The organism is Paenibacillus sp. J22P51 (genome assembly GCF_059692215.1).
This window is the reverse complement of record NZ_JCAUAZ010000006.1, coordinates 68,989-89,829: the sequence shown is the minus strand read 5'-3', so window position 1 is coordinate 89,829 and position 20,841 is coordinate 68,989. Positions and strand designations below refer to the sequence as shown.

Annotated in this window: 16 protein-coding genes and 2 pseudogenes; 15 read left to right on the top strand and 3 right to left on the bottom strand. The window is 41.9% G+C overall.

Going from position 1 to position 20,841, the window contains the following annotated elements; all coding sequences use genetic code 11:
- The first annotated feature begins 326 nt into the window (after positions 1 to 326).
- The 9 genes from AC58QC_RS15070 (at position 327) to AC58QC_RS15030 (ending at position 13,212) form a co-directional block, all read left to right on the top strand.
- A complete protein-coding gene (locus AC58QC_RS15070) occupies positions 327 to 2,612 on the top strand; it encodes an RICIN domain-containing protein (RefSeq protein ID WP_497415944.1) in 2,286 nt (761 codons plus the stop codon).
- 245 nt (positions 2,613 to 2,857) lie between these two features.
- Positions 2,858 to 4,201, top strand: a complete 1,344-nt coding sequence (locus tag AC58QC_RS15065; RefSeq protein ID WP_497415943.1) for an ABC transporter substrate-binding protein — start codon at positions 2,858 to 2,860, stop codon at positions 4,199 to 4,201.
- Between the two features lie 73 nt (positions 4,202 to 4,274).
- The gene (locus tag AC58QC_RS15060) at positions 4,275 to 5,147 is read left to right on the top strand and encodes a carbohydrate ABC transporter permease (protein WP_497415942.1); all 873 of its coding nucleotides are present in this window, start codon (positions 4,275 to 4,277) and stop codon (positions 5,145 to 5,147) included.
- Positions 5,144 to 5,965 (top strand): carbohydrate ABC transporter permease, encoded by an 822-nt coding sequence (locus tag AC58QC_RS15055; protein ID WP_497415941.1) that lies wholly within the window; start codon positions 5,144 to 5,146, stop codon positions 5,963 to 5,965. Before AC58QC_RS15060 ends, AC58QC_RS15055 begins: the two co-directional genes overlap by 4 nt.
- A 58-nt stretch (positions 5,966 to 6,023) precedes the next feature.
- Positions 6,024 to 7,823: a cache domain-containing sensor histidine kinase gene (locus AC58QC_RS15050; protein WP_497415940.1), complete on the top strand. Its 1,800-nt coding sequence runs from the start codon at positions 6,024 to 6,026 to the stop codon at positions 7,821 to 7,823.
- A 9-nt stretch (positions 7,824 to 7,832) separates the two neighbouring features.
- Positions 7,833 to 9,359: a response regulator transcription factor gene (locus AC58QC_RS15045; protein ID WP_497415939.1), complete on the top strand. Its 1,527-nt coding sequence runs from the start codon at positions 7,833 to 7,835 to the stop codon at positions 9,357 to 9,359.
- A gap of 38 nt (positions 9,360 to 9,397) precedes the next feature.
- Positions 9,398 to 11,524, top strand: coding sequence for a right-handed parallel beta-helix repeat-containing protein (locus tag AC58QC_RS15040; protein ID WP_497415938.1), 2,127 nt, complete (start codon positions 9,398 to 9,400; stop codon positions 11,522 to 11,524).
- A gap of 517 nt (positions 11,525 to 12,041) precedes the next feature.
- Entirely contained in the window at positions 12,042 to 12,665 is a 624-nt protein-coding gene (locus AC58QC_RS15035) for a hypothetical protein (RefSeq protein ID WP_497415937.1), read from the top strand.
- Between the two features lie 217 nt (positions 12,666 to 12,882).
- Positions 12,883 to 13,212: a hypothetical protein gene (locus AC58QC_RS15030; protein ID WP_497415936.1), complete on the top strand. Its 330-nt coding sequence runs from the start codon at positions 12,883 to 12,885 to the stop codon at positions 13,210 to 13,212.
- A 189-nt stretch (positions 13,213 to 13,401) separates the two neighbouring features.
- Here AC58QC_RS15030 and AC58QC_RS15025 read toward each other — a convergent pair whose 3' ends face one another.
- The gene (locus tag AC58QC_RS15025; RefSeq protein WP_497415935.1) at positions 13,402 to 14,067 is read right to left on the bottom strand and encodes a protein kinase domain-containing protein; all 666 of its coding nucleotides are present in this window, start codon (positions 14,065 to 14,067) and stop codon (positions 13,402 to 13,404) included.
- A gap of 304 nt (positions 14,068 to 14,371) precedes the next feature.
- Between AC58QC_RS15025 and AC58QC_RS15020 the strand changes: the two are divergent.
- Positions 14,372 to 14,575 (top strand): annotated as a pseudogene (locus AC58QC_RS15020) (histidine phosphatase family protein); the annotation flags it as partial.
- Positions 14,576 to 14,794: 219 nt separating this feature from the next.
- Entirely contained in the window at positions 14,795 to 16,201 is a 1,407-nt protein-coding gene (gene pepV / locus AC58QC_RS15015) for a dipeptidase PepV (RefSeq protein ID WP_497415934.1), read from the top strand.
- Positions 16,202 to 16,309: 108 nt separating this feature from the next.
- Here pepV and AC58QC_RS15010 read toward each other — a convergent pair.
- Positions 16,310 to 16,393, bottom strand: a pseudogene (locus tag AC58QC_RS15010) (IS3 family transposase); the annotation flags it as partial.
- A 239-nt stretch (positions 16,394 to 16,632) separates the two neighbouring features.
- Between AC58QC_RS15010 and AC58QC_RS15005 the strand changes: the two are divergent.
- The 4 genes from AC58QC_RS15005 (at position 16,633) to AC58QC_RS14990 (ending at position 18,788) form a co-directional block, all read left to right on the top strand.
- Entirely contained in the window at positions 16,633 to 16,956 is a 324-nt protein-coding gene (locus AC58QC_RS15005) for a hypothetical protein (RefSeq protein ID WP_497415933.1), read from the top strand.
- A gap of 453 nt (positions 16,957 to 17,409) precedes the next feature.
- Positions 17,410 to 17,904 carry a hypothetical protein gene (locus tag AC58QC_RS15000; RefSeq protein WP_497415932.1) on the top strand — a complete coding sequence of 165 codons (495 nt, stop codon included), beginning with the start codon at positions 17,410 to 17,412 and terminating at the stop codon, positions 17,902 to 17,904.
- A 113-nt stretch (positions 17,905 to 18,017) separates the two neighbouring features.
- Positions 18,018 to 18,290, top strand: a complete 273-nt coding sequence (locus AC58QC_RS14995) for a dihydrofolate reductase family protein (protein WP_497415931.1) — start codon at positions 18,018 to 18,020, stop codon at positions 18,288 to 18,290.
- A 39-nt stretch (positions 18,291 to 18,329) separates the two neighbouring features.
- Entirely contained in the window at positions 18,330 to 18,788 is a 459-nt protein-coding gene (locus AC58QC_RS14990) for a DUF6843 domain-containing protein (RefSeq protein WP_497415930.1), read from the top strand.
- Positions 18,789 to 18,946: 158 nt separating this feature from the next.
- Here AC58QC_RS14990 and AC58QC_RS14985 read toward each other — a convergent pair whose 3' ends face one another.
- A complete protein-coding gene (locus AC58QC_RS14985; RefSeq protein WP_497415929.1) occupies positions 18,947 to 20,611 on the bottom strand; it encodes a P-loop domain-containing protein in 1,665 nt (554 codons plus the stop codon).
- Positions 20,612 to 20,841 lie beyond the last annotated feature (230 nt).

Here is a 20,841-nt window from a genome sequence, read left to right as displayed (position 1 = left end):
GGTGTAGGGGAAGTCGCTTATGCTGGACATGGACAATGCACCGGGAACGGAGATTATCGCGTGAAGTCGGAATCTCCGGCTCTGGCCTTTGATTTCGTAACTTCCCGATGAATGAGTTCGGGTTATTACAAGATTCATTGAAAGCGTAACCAATTCTCAGCGGATAGGAGGTGATCACACGGAAGAAGCAAATCCCGAATATCCGCGAACGAATGAGCCATGGCAATAATGATACACGCTAGCGGGGTAAATGAAGTGGCTATTCGACGGTTCCACAAACCGGTCCGAATCCACTAAACCGCTTAAAAAAGAGGAGGTAAATATTAATGACTAGGAAGCTTATTTCAAGAATCATGATTGCACTTTTGCTCGCTTCATTCATTCCCATTTTTTCTTCAGTCTCCTATGCTGACACAGATGTGCCTCAGGCAGGACCAAATCCGATTGTTTTCAATCAAACGGCAACGACTGACAATCTGGTTTATTTAATGGCGGCGGCGGCACAGCACAATTCAAGCTTGACGATTGATAATTACGGTCAACCAAAGCATGCATGGGTTAATAATTTTTTTGGCAGGACAACAGACTATATGATCTGGACGATAAACTTGCCTACTGCCGCCGTTTATCATGTGGATATGCTGCTGAGCAATAACGCAAATACGCCATTAAAATTAACCGTTGTCTCAACCGGTACCGTTCGTAACTTTACAACGAATAACTTTGGATGGGATAAATTAGATGCCGGCACCATTTCACTTCCTGCAGGGACTAGTCAGCTTAAGCTTGAAGGAAATACGGGAACAGCTCATGCAATGTCCGTTAAATCGCTTGAACTTATACGCAATTCCGATCTAGCGGCATACCAGTCACGGATTGCAAGCTTCAAGAAAGATACCACTTGGCTCGCCAATTCAGGTTATGGTCTTATGTTCCAATATGGCGGCTGGGGATACCCTCAATCCGGTGCTGCAAAAACGTTGGATAATCAAGCGAATGATTTTAATGTCGCCAATTTTGTGACTATGGTCCAGAACACTGGAGCGAAGTATGTGATCTGGTCTGCAAGCTGGTGGACTTTCCAGCTTAATGCGCCGATTTCAACTGTAGATACGATTACAGGTAATGGAAACCGTACCTCCACACGGGATTTAATTGGCGATGTGGCTACCGCCTTACATGCGGTCGGAATCAAGTTTATGCTTTATTATCATACAGGGCAAGACAGTCACTTAGGCTATAATTCAACGAATTTTTGGCAGAATCAGAACTGGCCTTCTACATTTACAACGACTGGAACGGGCAATCGATCGACGTTTTTTAACAATTGGATCAATATTATTACTGAAATGGGTAACCGTTATGGAACAAATCTGGATGGATGGTTCTTTGATGATGGAATGATTTATTACCCTGGTCCTTTTGAACAAATGGGGGCCGCAGCACGTGCAGGGAATGCAAATCGCTTAATTTCATACAATTCATGGGTGGCTTCAAGAATTACTGATTTTCAGGATGTTTATTTTGCTGAAGAAGTTCATGGAGAAGTGCAAACAGGCAGTGCTCCTGTGGGCGGTAATGGGATATTCACAAGTGGACCGCAAAAAGGTTTATTACAGCAAGCTATGTTCAGGATGGAACAGGATTGGGGTGTACATTCTGCGAATACGTCGATAAATACTGGAATTAGTAGTGCCCAATCGATAGGATGGTATCAAAGCGCAAGCCCGCGCAAGGTTCCTTTATCCTTTAATATGATGATGTGGGAAAACGGAACGGTTTCAGCGGCATCACTTCAGGTGCTCACTGATGTCAAAAATGCAGCGGGGGGAGGAGGCACGGGAACCGTGAATAATTCGGATCCCAACATCGTTTACACGGGTGCTTGGACACTTAGCTCCGGTAGAGCTGTAGGCGATTATCAAGATGATGTTAGATATACCGGGACTGATAATGACTCTTTTGTATACACATTTTCGGGAACTGGAGTTAATTATATTACTGAAAAAAATAGCGATCAGGGTGATGTGGACATTTACATCGATAATGTTTTCCAGCAGACTGTGAGTACCTACAATGCGACCAGACTTGTGCAGCAGACTGTTTATAGCAAGACGGGTCTGACTAATGGCACGCACACTATAAAGGGTGTCAAAAAAACCGGTCAGTATATGCTTGTAGATGCCTTTTCCATTCCATCCTCAGGACCAGTCTATAACAAGATTAAAAATCGTACCAGCGGCAAAGTGCTTAATGGCGGATGCGGAACGGATGGTTGTACCGTTTCGACGTGGTCGGATGTAATAAGCACAAATCTCCAATGGGAGGTTATTGACCTAGGTAATGGTTACTTTAAAATCAAAAATCGTACCGATGGTAAAGTGCTTAATGGCGGTGGAGGAACCGATGGATACGTTGTCACTGAGTGGTCTGATATAACAAACAATAACCTGCAATGGCAAAAGATTGATGCGGGGGGCGGTTATTGGAAATTCAAAAATCGTACCGATGGTAAAGTTCTTAAAGGGGGCAGTTCAACCGATGGTACTGCTGTCACGGAGTGGACGGATGGCACAAGCAATGATCTACAGTGGCAGATAATAGCTAACTGATTCAGACGCCATTATTACTAGAAAATGATTTTTTGAGTAAACCTACGGATCCTCCTCCTAAGAGTCTCCGTAGGTTTTATTTTTCTAAAGATCGTCCATGCAAATCATATGAATGCTCTATTTCACAAAAGATAAATATTGATTAGTATAAGGGTATGGTTATTCCGGGTAATCATAAAGAGCTCTGGCAATGCTTCGTAAAATGAAAACGTTTTATAAATTGCTACTAAGGGGATAAACAAGCGATGAAAAATAAAAAAATGCTGTTTTCACTTATTTCCGGTCTCATGACGTTCTCTTTATTTGCAGGCTGTAGTTCAACTACGCCAACTCCTTCACCGGAGGCAACTGCTGCACCAGCAGCCACGGCGGCTGCAACGAAAACACCTGAAAAACCAGTGGAAAAAGTGACATTGACTTTAATGGCTAATCAAGACTGGGTCAATAAGCCAATGACGCAAAAAGCTTGGAAAATGTATGAGGAAAAAACGGGGAATAAGCTGGATATTCAAGCAGTTCCTATCGATAGCTGGGAAAAAGTTATGAAAACCAAGTTCGCCACAGGCGAAATGACAGACCTCGTCATGTACTACGGTGGTTATCAACTGTCTGCGATCCAGCCTGATAAAAACTTCGTGGATATGAGCGCTGAGCCGTGGGCTGCCGATTTGAAAGATTTCGTCCTCCCCCAAGTAAAAGTAAATAACAAGATCTATGGATTACCTCTTTGGGAAGGCTCCGTAAGCGGCATGTTGTATAACAAAGAAATCTTCCAAAAATATAGTATCGCGGTTCCAAAAACACAAGCAGAGTTCTTAGCGGCATGCGAAACCCTGAAGAAGAACGGCATCACGCCGATTTACATGGCATTCAAGGATATTTGGCCGCTGCTGCCGCAATTCGGCTTCGATCCAGTCCTAAAGAAAAAGCCTGATCTGCTAGATAAACTAAATGCCAACCAAACGAAATTCGCTGATGTCAAAGAGTTGAACAGCCTTGTTGAATGGTATAAGATGCTTGTCGATAAAGGGTATCTGGGAGCAAAATTCTCTACAAATACTTGGGATGGGCAACCTGAAGCATTAACGAGCGGTAAATACGCAATGGTATATGCATGGGATACGTATCTGGAATCGGATATCGAACCGAAAGCGAAAGGCGCATCCAGTAAATTTGGCCTTATGCCGATGTTCCTCGGAGTTAATGATGAGGGCACATATGAAGGCCCGAATGCAATCTCCACATACGTCAACAAGAACAGCAAGAATGTCGAGCAAGCTAAAGCATTCATTCAATTCTTGGCGAAGCCTGAGAATCTGAATGAAATTTACAAAGACCAGCCTACGCAAACCTACTTCAAGAGCGTATCGTCGAACAAACCGACAGCGCAATATTTAGAAGCTAAGGTTTCCGTCGATAAATTGATTAATGCTTCCGTCCAACAAAACATAATCGGCTATAGCCAAGTAGAAATGGTGAAACCACTGCAAGATTTGATGTTGGGCAGCAAAAGCGTAGAGCAAGCGATAAAAGCAATGGACGACGAGCGCATCAAAGCAGCCAAAGCGCAAAAAATTCCTGGTTTCTAAATGTAAGGATATCCCTAGGGAAGACCTTAGAAGAGGGTCTTCCCTCATTATAAAGCCCGTCAGGTGAGTGACTATGAACTTAAAACGTATCTATCCTCAATATTTAACGTTTCTCCCGTTAGGCGTCTACTTGTTGTTCTTTATCGTGCCTTCACTAGTGGGATTTTACTTTGCTTTCACGGACTGGAACCCTTTTGTCGAAGGTATACATTTCGTAGGCTTCGCCAATTTCACTGAGATCTTAAACAATAAATCACTCGGCGGCGCTGCTTGGAATACGATTAGCTTTACTTTTATTACGACGATTTTGAAAAACGGCTTTGGTCTGATCATTGCCATTATTTTAAATCAGCAACTCAAGAGTAGGAATTTACTTCGGACCATCTATTTTATGCCTATCATTTTGTCAGCATTGGTTGTCGGGCTGTTATTTAATGCGATCTTTGATGCACAAGGTGGTGTCATCCATCGTTTCGTTACACAAGTGGGACTCGAACAATGGGAACCTGAATGGTTGGGACGTCGCTTGCCTGCATTATTCGTCATTAATTTAGCTGAAATATGGAGATCTACGGGGTATGCGGTCGTGATTCTCCTAGCCGGTTTACAAGTAATCCCCAAGGATTACTATGAAGCTGCGATGATTGATGGAGCAAGTGCTTGGCAACGATTTAAAAGCGTGACGATCCCGCTGTTAATGCCTGCCATTCATATTAATATCCTATTAAGCATCATTTACGGGTTAAGGGTGTTTGATATCGTGTATATTCTTACTGGTGGGGGACCTGGTCATGATACGGAAACGTTCAGCACGTTAATCCTCAATGAGTTCTCGCAAGACCGTTATGCACAATCCACAGCGATTAATCTCGTATTCTGCTTACTTCTTGTAGGAATAGCTTTCACATATCAAAAGTTTTCTCAAAAGACAGAGGTGGAACTATGAGCACAAGCAGGAGATATCCGATCATTTGGGAAGTTATTTTGTGGTTAATGAGCTTATCCATTCTTTATCCGCTGGCAATGGTGGTCATGACCTCATTCAAATCTCTTGGTGAAGCCAGTCAGCTCAGCATTTCGCTGCCTGACCACTTTTATTTTGAAAACTATAAAACTGTCTTTGTGCAAGGCAAAATGTTACGGGCGTTAATGAACAGCATACTTATCACCGGTTGTGCCGTGCTGCTCATAGTGATACTTAGCGGTACCCTTAGTTTTACCATCATGAGGAACCGAAGTACCCTGAATAGAGCAATTTACAGTTTGATGACGCTTGGCTTAATCGCTCCTTTTGCAGCACTGCCCACCATTAAGACTTTGCAATTTCTGCATATTTATGGAACATATATTTCTGTCATTCTGGTGTATACAGCGTTATTCATGTCTTTTGCTACGATGTTGTTCAGCGGATTTATGTTAACTGTGCCCAAAGAGTTAGATGAAGCGGGGATTATCGATGGATGTATCGGGTTTTCCTTGTTTTATAAGGTAATCCTGCCTCTGCTGCTTCCGATTACGGTTACCGTCGCCATACTAAACTTCATGTGGGTGTGGAACGAGTTTTACTACCCACTTTTCCTAGTGAATAAATCATCGATGTGGACGCTGCCTCTAACGGTATATAACTTTTACGGGCAATTTAACCGCAGCTGGCACTTGGTCTCAGCCAATATGATCATCGTTTCCATGCCCGTTGTGATCGCTTATTTGTTCGCACAAAAGTATATCGTTTCTGGTATGACGGCAGGCGCGGTAAAAGGCTAATTCTGGATATAGATATGTTATACTAGGTGTAAAACCGCGCCCGATCTGGAGTGATACCGTGTTTAAAGGCATGCAATTCCAATATAAGTTGTTCATCTCTTTTTCTGTTATTACATTTGTTCTGCTCTCCGTTTCCAGCGGTTTTTTTTACTTATATACAGGTTCGATTGTCGAAAAAAATGTGGTGGAAACGCAGCAACATACCGCGCAAAAAATTCAAGAGCAGCTTGATCTTCTCCTGGGCCAAATTGACAATATGACAATCTCCGTGAACTCGTCAGATATGATTATGAATGCGTTGGAAAATATACCTGATATGCAGGATGAAAATTATTTTGATCTATACCCGCAGATTAGCGAAGAAATCCGAAATTATTTGTTCTCCTTGACCGCATTGAAGTCATTAAATGGTAGAATCAGTATCGTTTCCAAGTATCATGATTTCTTAGACTTCAGCAATCAAAGCGATACGCAAAATATCACGAAGAACGACGTACGGAATTTTGAATTCGTTAAAGAAGCCATGCAGACGGAGCGCTTCAAATTTTTCTTGCCGCCGCACCAAGATGAGTGGACTTCAAAAGGAAAGACTGTTTTTTCCGTCGTTCGGCCATTGAGGAATATGAATTACGAGATTCAAGGGCTCATAGAAGTCAGTTACAATGTAGAGCAGATCGACCTTTTGTTTGGCGTGGAAGGGAATTCGCGTGTGCTCCAAGGCGCCATATTTGACCAAAACCAAACACTCATTTATCACAATTTTGACATCAATTCGATTGGCGATTGGCTCTATGATGATCATCTCCGCACAGCAAAATACGGGAATTATCAAGTGGAAAATCCGAAAATCCACCGTAATTATCTCGTGACGTTCAACAAATTGGCTGAAGTGGATTGGAGCATGTTGATGCTGGAAGATAGTGCGGATTTTGAACGGCCGATCACCATTTTGCGCACGATGACATGGGTAACCTATTTCTCTATTTTCGTAATCTTCTTAATCATCCTCTATATATACACGAGGCATATTACCCGGCCAATCCGGAGTTTAAAAAAATCTGTCTTATCGGTCAATATGGATAGCCTAAGACTTAGGCTCAATACAGGCCAAAGGAATGAAATCACTCTGCTTGCGCAAGCGTTTCAGGATTTATTGGACGAAGTAAAGGGGACAATGGACCTTATGGTGGAGTCCCGTTCACGGGAGATGAGCGCTCATATGTCGGCCATGCAAGCACAGATGAATCCTCATTTCTTATACAACACGCTTGCTGTTATCGGAGCTTATGGCATCAAAAAGGGTAACACCGAAGTTATGCAAATGTGTGCCGATCTATCTGACATGTTGCGGTATACGATCGATTTGGACAATGGTCAAACGACTCTACGATCTGAAGTGATCCATATGCAAAACTACTTGAAGCTGATGTCGCTACGATTCGAGAATGATTTGCAAGTTGAGATCGACATGGATGAGGCATTGATGGAGGTCCCAATTCCTAAGCTCACACTGGAGCCGTTAGTGGAAAATATTTTCCGCCATGCCTTTAAGGATGTCGAACCTCCATGGATCTTAACGTTGAAGGGAACGGTCGGGAACGGTCGATGGGCGATTGAAATAAAGGATAACGGAAGAGGATTTGATGCCGAGGCGATCAGGCAATTAAAGGACAAAATGGACGAAGACCGGTATTTGCTGCAAGCTGGCGATTTTTTAGACAAAAGCAAAGGTGGCATCGGAATCATCAATACGTTTATGAGGCTGCGTATTTTCTATAAAGGCCAGGAAACGATTGAGTTTCAAAATTCCACAGAAGGCGGAGCCATTATAGTTATTGGCGGACCTATCGGCGAGTGAGGTGAGCGTATGTACAAATTGATGCTGGTAGAAGACGAACCGCCAATCTTATACGCGGTGAAACATCTGATTGATACAGGAAATTATGGATTTGAGGTTAGCGCAGTCGCCCGTAATGGCAGAGATGCTTTGAAAATGCTGTACGATGACGTTCCTGATGTCATCATGACGGATATACGCATGCCTTTCGTCGATGGGCTTGCGCTTCTTGAAGAGGTGCGTCAAAAGTACCCAGAGGTCGCATGCGTCATTATGAGCGGTCATAATGATTTTGAATATGCGGTTAAAGCACTGCGTATCCATGCCTTTGACTACCTGCTAAAACCAATTCAAATCGAAAAGTTGCAAATCATGCTGCTGGGGTTAAAGATTTCCTTAGATACTAGAAAATCAGCAGAGGATCAAGCTGCACTTAGCCAAGCGGTTTATTTCGAGGAGTATTCTGGCCTTCGGGAGATCGATTTCGGTACTCTGCAATTTATTCCGTTGATTATTTGTTCTGGTCACTATGTCGGTGACTTTGCGCAAAATCTTGATCATCCAGGCCGCGAATTTTGGGAACAAGTGGATCTTCGGAAACAATTGGATTCTCTGCTGGGAGAAGTCCGCTTTTGGGTGCTGAATGGATTCTCCTTCAATGAAAAAATTGTCATAGTGGCCGCGGATCATCTTGATAAAAAACGTATAGAAACGGCCTCGTTTGAGTTAAAGAAACGATTAATGAATGATGTTGTTCCCGTGCAAATCAGTGTGGGGAAGATGACACTTCATGTAAAAGAGCTTTCCAAAGCTATAAAAAAACTTAGGACCATTTTAAGCAAAACAATCGTATTTGGCCATTCAGGGTTATTTGTTGATGAAATGACGAAACCGAAAGCATTCATAATGACAGATGAGTTCGAGAAAAGATATGAAGCTCTATTTAATGGGATGCCAATTGACGAGATCAAGAAGAATCTGCAAGGCCTGTTGAAAGAGTGGGAAACCAAGGGATATACGCAGGATGCAGTTGAGCATTTGCTTCAGCAGTTGATTTTGAAGCTGATCAACTGGCAGAAGAACTATAAGGGGACCGATGATCTTTCCAATGACATTTCAGAGATCGTCTCCAGCTCGACTAGCTATCACGACTTGTATATACGATATGTCCGTATTGTTGAAATGGTTTATGCGAATTCAGAAGGGACTTCCTCTCTCACCATATCCATCGCGGAAATTGTTGACCGTATGGAACAGTTTCTGAAGGACAATTTCACTCAACCTATTTCATATAAAATGTTTTATGATCTTTTTGGCTATAACGAAACGTACTTGAGCCATGTATTCAAAGTGAGTAAGGGAATTACACCGAACAAATATGTGACAAGGCTGCGGATAGACAAAGCGAAAGAATGCATGGCAGCCAGTCCGGGTATCGCGCTAAAGAAGGTCGCATCCATGGTGGGTTATGAGGATGCCTTTTACTTCAGCCGAGTATTTAAAGATGTAACCGGTTTCAGTCCGACGGAATTTATGAAACAGGAAACAGGGCAGTAACAGTAGTTTATCAATAAGATACAACATGGAGGCGTATCATGGAGCAAAAGTCTTACGAAATCTATGCTTTATACGTAAGCAATAACGGGAATGATGCGAATCCGGGAACGATAGAAGAACCATTCTCTACGTTAGAACGTGCTAAACTGGCTATTAGGCAATTGAAACATAAAGTGAGCGGGCCGCTTACTGTTTTTGTCCGTGATGGGACTTATTATCTTGATAGCACGCTCACTTTTGAGCCGGAGGATTCAGGCCTTGAAGGTGCCGTTATCACTTATCAAGCTTATCCGGGGGAAAAGGTGGTATTGAGCGGAGGCCGGAGAGTAGTTGGTGAATGGCAGCCTTATCGGGATGGGATTGTTGTCTGTGAACTACCCGATTGGGCGGAGGCAGGAATAAGCTTTACGCAGTTATTTGTCGATGGCAAGCGCCAAATTCGCGCGCGATATCCAAAGGCTGATTCATCAGGTGCGAGAGAGAGTGGGTTGCTTCACCCCGCTGCAACTGAGCTCGTGTGGCCCCATACGCAGTTCAAGTTTAACCCTACCAACTTTACTAAGAAGAGATGGAGCAACCCTCAGGAAGCCATCGTGCATATTTTCGCGAAGAATTATTGGGGTAACCTTCAGTGGCAGGTTTCGGATATTGATTGGGAAACGAACACAGTCTATTTGGGAAAAGGTGGATATCAGATTAACGATATCATGCAGGGTGAAGATGCTACGGGTATCGATGAACGATCGCTTTATTATATTGAGAATGTATTTGAAGAATTGGACAGCCCCGGAGAGTGGTACTGGAATCGAGAGCAAGGGAAGCTCTTTTGGATGCCTCCGGAGCATGTCGATATCCAGAAGGTTGTTGTCGAAGTATCTTTCCTGAAAACGTTGCTTCAATTCAAGGGTTCCCAAGAAACCCCTGTTCACCACATTCGACTATCCGGATTTCGGATTGCTCATACGGAAACGACGTTCCTTGACGCTTATGAAGCCCCTTCCTTGGGAGATTGGACGATTCACCGAGGGGGAACGGTTTATTTCGAAGGCAGTGAGCAATGTGTGGTAGAGCACTGTTTTTTTGACGCAGTAGGTGGGAATGCCATATTCTTAAGCAACTATAATCTTGGAAACACCTTATATGGCAACAAAATTACGGAGGCTGGGGAAAGCGGTATTTGCTTAGTCGGTTCGAAGCATCTCACGTTAGGCAGTAATCGTGCCTATTCTTCGAAGAATGTGATAGGCAATAATTTAATCCGTGATATCGGCAAATTCGGCAAGCAAACAGCAGGTGTTTTCATGTCGATTGGTAAGGAGAATACGGTTAGCCATAATCATATCTTCAACGTGCCCCGTGCGGCAATTTGCATTAATGATGGAACATGGGGAGGTCATGTCATTGAATTCAATGACATCCACGATACCGTTCGGGAAACTGGAGATCACGGGCCGTTTAATTCGTGGGGACGCGACCGATTCTGGTGTTTGAATCAATCGCACGGCCCTTCCTCTCACTGCGCCGGTGATGTAAAGCGGGATGCACAACAGACAGTAATAATCAGGAACAATCGCTTTAGAGATCATAAAGGTTGGGGTATCGATCTGGATGATGGTTCTTCCAACTATCACATTTATAACAATCTCTGCATCGGCGTGAGCATTAAATTGCGCGAGGGGGATTACCGAACTGTGGAAAACAACATTTTCGTTAACGGAGCGAATCCTCCTGGGATCCACATCGGTTATGAGGAAAATCACGATAGATTTGTATATAACATAATTGTTTCAAATTCCCAGTTCGATAATCCAGAAACCGATATCGATTTTAAAAAAGGTGATTCCAAAGGGAAGCTATATGAATTTATTGGACCTCCTTTACAAGGCAGATGGGTCGAAAAAATGGACGGGAACTTGTTTTATAACGATTTGGGACATTTCCTCGCAACTGTTCATTTTCGACCGCTTGGCAGCAGCAGCAACACGTATACTCTTGAGGAATGGCAGGAGCTTGGATTTGATGTGAATTCGGCCTATGGCGATCCTTTATTCGTCGATCCCGAGCATGACGATTACACTGTGAAAGTGGAGTCTCCGGCCTTAAAGCTTGGATTTAAAAATTTTGAAATGAGCCGGTTCGGACTTCTTCAGGATTTTAGACTTTGACTTTTCAGCGGATCTTTTAATCGGAAAAGCCAGCAAACCATTGTGTTTGCTGGCTTCTTTCACTTCAACACTTAATTATCCTCCAACATCTTCACATTCTCATAATGGGCATATTGAACTTGATCGGCCTCCACCCCTGGGATAGGTGTAACGAAGGAAGGTAAGGGCATAGACCCGTTGAGATATGGGAGGGTGAACCTCCGAGGGCATTGTGGAGAATGCGTGCAGTAAATGGATTTATGAGGAAATTAAGGCTAATCCTCTATTTGCGTATGCCTTCATGGCCGTTCGGTGGTGCAACAACCACTACTAAACCGTAGTATCCTTTTACCAAGAGGGATGTAATCCTGCGAATGAGCGAGTAAACGTGAGAAAATCCCTTAATACCGAGGGAAGTAACGGGCAGTTTAAAACAAATGTGGTATTGAAATCATAAATGAAACCCAAGCCTCACCTTGTAAGAATGCATACCTTATCCTTGGAAGTAAAATTTGAAATTTCCAAGGAGGGTAATTCTATGGCGACAAAAATCAAGCAAGTCCAAAAGACAGTTTCCGGAGAAATTGATGTTTTCGTCTCAGGAACCAATCCGGTAGTAGTTCTTAATACAGAATGTGGAGGTGCCATTGAAAACAATTTGAGTATAATTCCTGACGGTGCCGTTATAACGCTGCGTCGCGGAACAATAGCTCGCAAGGTGACGGTTATACAAGAAGGTTCAGGTGAATGTGGTGCTAACTTTATGTCTGTAAGTAAGACTCTAGCAAAAACATTTCACTTCAAACCTGACACACGCTTCATAGGGACATACAATCCTGCAAACAAAACATTAACCTTGCGTCGTAAACGAGTGACGGTCCGTAACATATTGGTGACTTCCAGTTCGAAGGCAAGGATAGGAAACGTCGTAATTGGAGACGGACTGGCGATTTCGATGGGTAACTACTTAGATGAGGGAGCTCTTCTAACTTTGAAACACGGTGCAACGCGGTTACGGCTTCGTTATGTTCGTATTCCGGACCTTTTTAATAACGATTTCCGCCTAAATCCACTTAACATTCGTAGGCTGGGACTTAATGCTGGGAAGACGTATAAAGTCGCCTATAATCAATGTACAAGAGAGATAACTTTCTTAACATAAACGCTAATTTTGAAGCGATAAAGTGTTTCCTGGTCGCAGACAGGAACTCTGATCCTTTCCGATTTAACCTATCCTAGTTCCGTAAACGTTTGTTCAATAAGAAATCAGGACGAGGCTGCCGGAATGAATAGTCAGCATGTTAAAGTAACGGGCAGGATTGTGGAACCATTCAACGAATACCAATTGTTAAGAGGAGTTGAACGAAGGTGGTATTCCGATGAAATATTTAAACACAATACAAACCAAAATACCTTTGTTTATTTTGGTTGCTTTAATCTTTGGATTTTTATGGATTGGATTAAGAAGTGTTGTCGATCAACAACTTATTGAACTAGACGAGATAGAGAAAACTATATATTTTGGGGGATTAATATGCTTGGGCATAATCATTCTTGCTCAGTTTTTATTAGCGTTGGTTAGTAAATTTATAAGAAAGAAGTTCAATTTAACTTTACTGAAATTACTCTTTGGTTGTTTATTTGCTTGGGTTATAACTACATGCCTATTTATAATTACAGTTATTCAAAATCTCAAAATAGGGTTGTAGAACGGTTTAAGCTAACGGATAACTATAGTTTAACAAACCTAAGAAGGCTGCCTCGTGCAGCCTTTTGTGTTGACGGGCGGAAATGATTAATGACGATCTAATTTAAAAGCAACAGGAAGTATTCCAATTTATGGTATTTTTAGATTGTGAGTATGAAAGTTGCGATAGTTTATAGTCCAGTCAGGTGCCTTAGCAAAAAGGCCGCAATGCGGCAATGAGTGCGTCAGTCGATGAATACCTGTCCTTATTGTTTACGTCAAAGGGATTTAATAACACACGCCTAAGATCGCTATCGCTAATTTCCGCCTTATGGATATCCGCTAGCGTCCCGTTCATGAGGAAAGCGCATATTTTGCAAACATCCTGTAGCTCCTTTTTAATGACAGCGGGACTCACAATCTCTTTGGCAATGTTGAAATCTATTACTTTGACCGTCTCTGGCTTATTGTGAAGTATCATTACATTTTTGGGCAGCACATCATCATGGATATACCCCGTTTTGTGGAGTTGTCTAAGACCCTTGAGGATGTTGATTGTAATCTCTACACTTAAGTCCTGATCCCGCTTCTTGGTGAAGGTATTATGAAAGTCATCGCCCAAAGTCGACCCCCGGATATACTCAGTAACCAAATAGCCTTTTTCTCCGATTTCAAAATAATCATAATAGCGTGGCAAAAACTCACCGATCCGGTAACTCTGCATAATCCGCGCTTCGCGTCTTGCCGCCTCACGGTTGGAAGTCTCTTTGATTGCCAGCTGTCGTCCTTTCGAATCATAAGCTTTATAGACCTTGCCTAAAGCTCCGGACCCGATCAAGTTAAGATCAACGGTATATCCACCCCACATGGTTCGCATCATCGGCCCTCCTATTTCTACGAGATTGATAGATTTATAGATTTATTTTATGTGGACCGTGCAAAAATTGCTTGGACATATATATCAAAAATTATAGCGGGTTAGATAACGACAACTTAGTGGCGCTTCATTAAGCTAACGGGCAGCATAGTTCAATTAATAACTAATTTATACCTTCCAATTTATATCTATTTATTACATTATTAGATAATTATTCTAATGAAACGTTTGGAAGAAAGGGGATTATACTTTAAATTTTAAATTAGGCGAATTACATAATCATTTAAATCAGCTTAAAAATTCAGAAAACATTTTAAGCGAATATAAGGGACAGAAAGTTGCTATTGGAACTCACGGAGCCGTTATGACAATGATGATGGGCTACTTCGATCCTCAGTTTGACTTGGACTTTTTGTTAAACACTTCAAAACCTGATATCTACAAGATGGAAATTGATGAAGGAATATTAACTAAAACAGAGAGACTTTGGAGGGTAACTTCTGCGTGATTCCTTTGAGCTAACTAACGGGAAACGAGTGCTGAAAAGACAACACCACGCTATAAATGAGTTCATACAAACAATCGCAAAATAGTAAGGAATAAGAAGAAAACTGGACCATTTGTTTCCTATTTATGGTAAAGTTTTTATTTGAACAAGCATTTTTGAAACAGTTCCGTCAAATAATTTGATAAAATTAATATAATTGAGAAGGGAGTTGAGGATGTAATGGAAATCAATTGGCTGGCAGAAGTGGAAAAAAGAAAAGATGATCTTTTAAAGGACTTGGAAGGCTTATTGCGTATTGCGAGTGTTAATGATTTAACAACGAGTACTCCCGAATATCCAATGGGGGAAAAGATTGGCGAAGCATTGGATTATGTTTTGGCATTAGCCCAAAATGAGGGTTTTAAAACTAAAAACTTAGACGGCTTTGCCGGGTTTGCAGAATGGGGAGAGTCTGAAGATTATATAGGGGTACTTGCCCATGTCGACGTGGTTCCAGCTCCCGGAGAATGGACAACACCACCTTATGAGCCAACTATTCGAGAAGGAAAGCTCTATGCCCGCGGTACCATTGATGATAAAGGACCGGGAATGGCTGCATTTTATGCGTTGAAGATATTGAAGGACCTAGGCCTTCCTTTAAAAAGGAAGATCCGCATGATCTATGGCACAGATGAGGAAAGTGGTATGCGCTGTGTGAAACATTATCTTGACGTAGAGCCCGAGCCAACTTACGGTTTTTCTCCTGATGATGTATTTCCGATGGTGTACGCCGAAAAAGGGCAAATTAACGTGAAACTGACTTTAAGTGGCAGTGTAGAAGAACAACATGGAACTATTTTAGTTAACTTTTCTTCGGGTGACAGGGGAAACATGGTACCTGGACAAGTCGCTGCTGAAATTAAAACGAATCAACCTGAGGAATTTATGAATCGTTTTAATACATATTGTAAGGAACAGGGGCTACATGGTGAGGTCAGCAAGTCCGATGAAACGATTACTTTAACCCTTTACGGTAAAACCGTGCATGGTATGGAACCGCAAAATGGAGTGAATGCCGGACTTGAGTGCCTGCATTTCTTAAACACATTAAACTTTGCGGGTAGTGACCAATCATTTATCACATTTGCCGAAAACTGCCTATATATAGATCCTTTTGGGGAAAAGTTGGGAATCCAATACAGTGAAGATGTGCTCGGACCTTTAACGGTTAATGCCGGAATTTTCAATTACAATCATGCAGATGGTGGTTCAATTCAGTTGAACATCCGCTTCCCATTAAATAATGATTACCAACATACCATTGAAATGATCACGAAAAAAGCTGAGACCTGCCATTTCACAATCGCTGATGCGCGGCAATTCTCTACACATTATATCCCTGCCGATCATCCAATGATTAAAACACTACAATCGGCTTATCAATCGATTACAGGGGATGAACCCACACTTTTAACATCGGGCGGGGCAACGTATGCGACGGTAATGAAAAATGCGGTGGCTTACGGTGCGCTTTTCCCTGGTAAGGTAGATAGCTCTCACCAAATTGATGAATTTATAGAAATCGATGATTTAATCAAAGCGACAGCCATCTACGCCAATGCATTATATGAATTAAGCCACTTATAAAATGAAAGATGTTTTTTTCTGATGTTTGCAAGACACTTTTTCTTGTTGGCGTACAACCGACGGCAGCCGGCCAAACGATGAAGTGCCCCCTTAAGTTAAACAAATGTTTTATGCAACCTGTTGGGTATGAGCTCGGTACTGTACCGGGCTCTTACCTTTTAATTTTGACTTGATGCGTTTGTGATTGTAGTAATAGGAATTACCCAGAGCATGTCACGTAGTTTGGCTTTGCGGGCTTTGGAAGCCCATTTGGTAATCCTTTCTTTTTCCGCCAACCGTATCAGGGAACACCTTTCCATTTCTCCCCTGACGTTTTTTGTAGGTGAACGACTGTTTTTACGCATGGGTGGACAGGTATCCAATCGATGTTAGCTACACTGGAGTACATTGTATAGCAATGAATCTCTGGAGGCAGAAGGAGGTGGACGTTCGTGACATCCCAAATTCGGAAAGAGGACGTTCGTAAAATGGTCGGTAAACAAATTATGGCACTGAAAAAAGACGGAACAAGCGTATCAGGCAAATTGGTCAGAATTAGCGGAGACACATTGATTGTAGCTCCACAACAAGGTAAAAAAGTACAGGTTAAAGCGATCATCCCATTGGTATTGTTTGATCTCTTAGCCATCGGCACTGAACCTTTTGCATTCGGTGGTTTTGGCGGGTTCCCGTTTGGTGGCGGCTTTGGAGGCGGCTTTGGAGGCGGCTTTGGAGGCGGCTTTGGCGGCTTCGGTGGTCCAGGATTCTTTTGGTAAAATGAAATAAGGGGGCTGCACCGAAAGATTTATTTCGGCGCAGTCCTTTTTTTAAAAGGACCTTTAACAACTACATGGCTGAACTAACAAGGAACGTTTGTAACTTTTACCTTAAAGTTCTTCGTTAATACATTGTTTTTCCATTTATATAAGATAAACTAGTGAGCAGAACCCTATTACTTTGAAGGGCTTCTGCTCACTTTTTCATTAATCTTGGATTCGGTGCTTGGGATAGAAATGAAGTAATCCGCACAGATTACCATTAAATGCTTGCTTTCAATAACAAAGTGGTGCAAGAGCAAAAGGTGACTATCAAAGGGAAAGTGTGTTTGATCCGACTGATGTGATCAGCCGAGTAGCATGCAATAAAGATTGTCTTGAAACCTTAGCACATACGGTTTAAAAATGAGCATATAAAATTTAACAAAAATATGTAAGGAGCGATTAAAGATAATGACAAAATTAGCGCAATTAAATACGGAGGAACTAAAAAGAGAAGATTTTGAAAAAGAGTACAAGGCATATATGGAAGCACAGTGTACTCATGAGTTTGCGCTAAACAATAAATCAACAATTTACATTTGCAAGATCGGATTGGCGCAAGGAGCTAACACTAATGATGCCGAACCTAGCAGGAATCTTTTTACAGGTAACGTTGCTTTAGGTGTTGAGCTTCAGCCAGGCAATATCAGTACTGTAAATATTGTTGACAGAAAAGTAGCTGCAAATATTGCAAATCTTTCACTCATATATAGAATTATCGCTTCTGGGGAAGAGCTTGTAACGGAGTTTGAGGAAGTTCGTGCGCCAAATGACGAATATTTAACTTACGTTACGTGGTCAATAAAGGATCCGGAGAATTTCGAACAGGAAAATTATCCAAAACCAGAAATTGAAGTGATTATTAAAACAAATAAAACAACTCAGTCACCAGGACCGACAATGTAAGTCAACCATTTTATGCGCCCTATCAAAGGAAACACGTCAAGTCTTGTCAACCGACATTAAAATAGAAATAAATAAAACAACAACTATCGGGTGACAAGAACTTTATCTCATTAATGGCCGCGCAAATCGCGGCTTTTATTATTTATGGGATCAAGTTCTTACCACGAGCCAATGACAATAATTTGATCTCATCCCCGGTAAATTCAGATTTCCACTTGCTTGAGCTCGGCCTGATCGACGAATTCCTGCTGACGAGTTGTCCGGTCATCTTGGGCGGCGGAAAATCGGCATTCCATGGCGACGGTGAGAAAATCAGGCTCAAGCTACTGTCCAGCCGAACGCTCAAGTCGGGCATTATCGCAACCCGCTATGAATTGGAGAAATAAATAGGTATGACTAAGTCGGAGTATAGAGAGGTTAAGAAGATGAAAATATTTCTTGCTTTTTCTCTTGCTTTTTCCGCCATTATTTTTATGATTTTAATAGTTATAATTGGTGGGTTTACAGTGCCTGAACAACACAGGTACATCGTTCAGGAGAGTTATACCGGCTGGGTTGAGGTAACTTTTGACCAAGCGGATTCTCCGCCGCTAGAGAAAGAGAACGGAAACTATGTTTTCCACATTCCGGCTAGCGGAAAGCTAAAAACATCTTCCCCAATGAAAGAAGGAACCTTGAGAGTGTTCTACCTTGGTAGCGACGGAAATCTTACGGAAACGGGCCATAATGAGGAAACTATACATGCCGTAAGCACCAAGAGCCATAGTACAAGTTACGCAGACGGACGTAGAGAAGACTCCCCAACCGTCGTTAGTTTTTTTCTAGACGACAAAGAACAATGGGGAATTGAAGCTGAAAAGCTAAAAGAAGAAGCTAACAGATAACTATAGTTGACAAAACAAGGAGCAGTTCTGCCGCGGCAGCTACTCCTTGTGGTAGATATCGAGCGAATCCTTTGTTTAGGTTAGCGCAGAGTCTATCCTACAGCCATCCTCCACTTCAACCCGTCTCCTAATTGGATAAACGTATATTTATGTCGTAATTAGAGGTGTTCAGAGGGCTCAAGCTGAATAAAATTCAAATGTTTCATTCGGTTTATGACAGATAATACTTCATTAATTCTTGGTAATTCAAGCCATCTTTCGAAACCAGGAAAAAAGGAAGAAAATACAATATCCACTCCTTCTCTCTCCATATCTTCGAGAGCTTTTTTGATCTTTTCATGAAGAAAGATGAGGCGATCCTGATTACTAATAGCGATTTTTCGAATTAAAAAGGCAATAGCTGCAACCTGGGCGGGTGATGTGATATTGTAAAGCCCTCTGATATCAATTTGTTCATCACCTATAATAATGTATCCCATGGTTGAAACCTTCAACTTTTCTGTACCACTACCATGTGGATAGCTCGAAAAGTGATCGGCGGTTATTTTTCTTTCTATTTCCCATTTTGTAAGGGGGATACGTTCGCGTGGTTTGTCGTGTTCACATAATTTTTTTGCTTCCTGAGTTACGTTTTTTGGCACAAAATTGTCCATCAGGATGATTTGATCGGCAACGGATAAAAATTCGCCACTACCTCCAATAACAAGAACGGATGATACGCCAACAGACTCATAAAGCTCCCTGACACGTTCCGTAAAAGGTGTAATGGGTTCATGCTTGATTAATGAACGCATTTTGATGTCTTGAATCATAAAATTCGTCGCACTTCTGTCTTCATCAATAAGAAGAAGTTTACACCCGACGTTGATTGCCTCCATAATATTAGCGGCTTGAGATGTGGAACCTGAGGCGTAGTCAGTCGAGAATTGTTCAGCCGAACTATTAGGTATCCATTTTATGAAAGGCGTAATATTGATATTTTTTATGGAACGACCTTCCTCTGCGGATATTTCCATTGCACTTTGATCTGTAATCACAAATTCTCGTCCGTCGCCTAAGCTGTGATTGTAAATCCCTGAATTTAGTGCATCCAGCAATGTGCTTTTACCCGAATAACCACCGCCAGTGATGACAGTCACACCATGTTTTATTCCCATTCCTCGCAAACCACAAATTTCAACTTCAACATCTTCCGGAGATGTAAAAGGCGAGGCACCCTCCAGTGGTCCGCTGTTGTCTTTATTTCTTGGCAAAATGCTGCCATTCGCAATAAACGCACAATAGTCACTGGATTTCAGCCATTTCCGAATCATATTTTGCTTTTTTACCAATTCATAAGCAGCATTTAATTTGTTGAGATCAAAATTGGCAATTAAATCCTCCACTTCTTTTGGAAGCATTTTGCAGAGCATGCGCATAGCTTTATCATTATTCTTGAATGGAAGTTGAACTGTAATCATTAAGCATAGATACCATTTTTCGGAGATGACTTGGACAAAGGATGCATTACGTTGCAACACCACATTGGTTGGACGAAAACAATAAAAAGCACCATTTTCTTTATCAGAACGTGACCGGTTATAAATCAATTTATTTAATGCCTCAATATGATCAACCCATTCTCTTAATGCAAAATCTGAGAGAACAACTTGATCCATATTTTCATCTAAGCCGAGACGGTCAAAAGGTATTTTTATGGTGATACATGGTATATCCAGTGTGAGTTTATGTGTCCGTTCAATGTAATAGGCAACATCATTATTCCAATAGGTTGGGTCAGATATCGTCCCCCCTTGATCATAGTATGAGCCTTCATAAATCATACTGTAAGATGACTGTACGGATTGCAATGAGCGAAAATATTGAGCGAGTCTTTTAATAAAGCATCATCCTTTCATATTTGGAAAGCGGTGAATAACGGGAAACAATGCCGAAGTTGAAACGATATCTCAATAAGGGCATATTCCCCCTAATATAAAAATAACAGCCACTCCTATAGTGGCTGTCATAGACCGGGAAGAAAGCTTAAACGCTCCTTCTGCCTAATTATAAA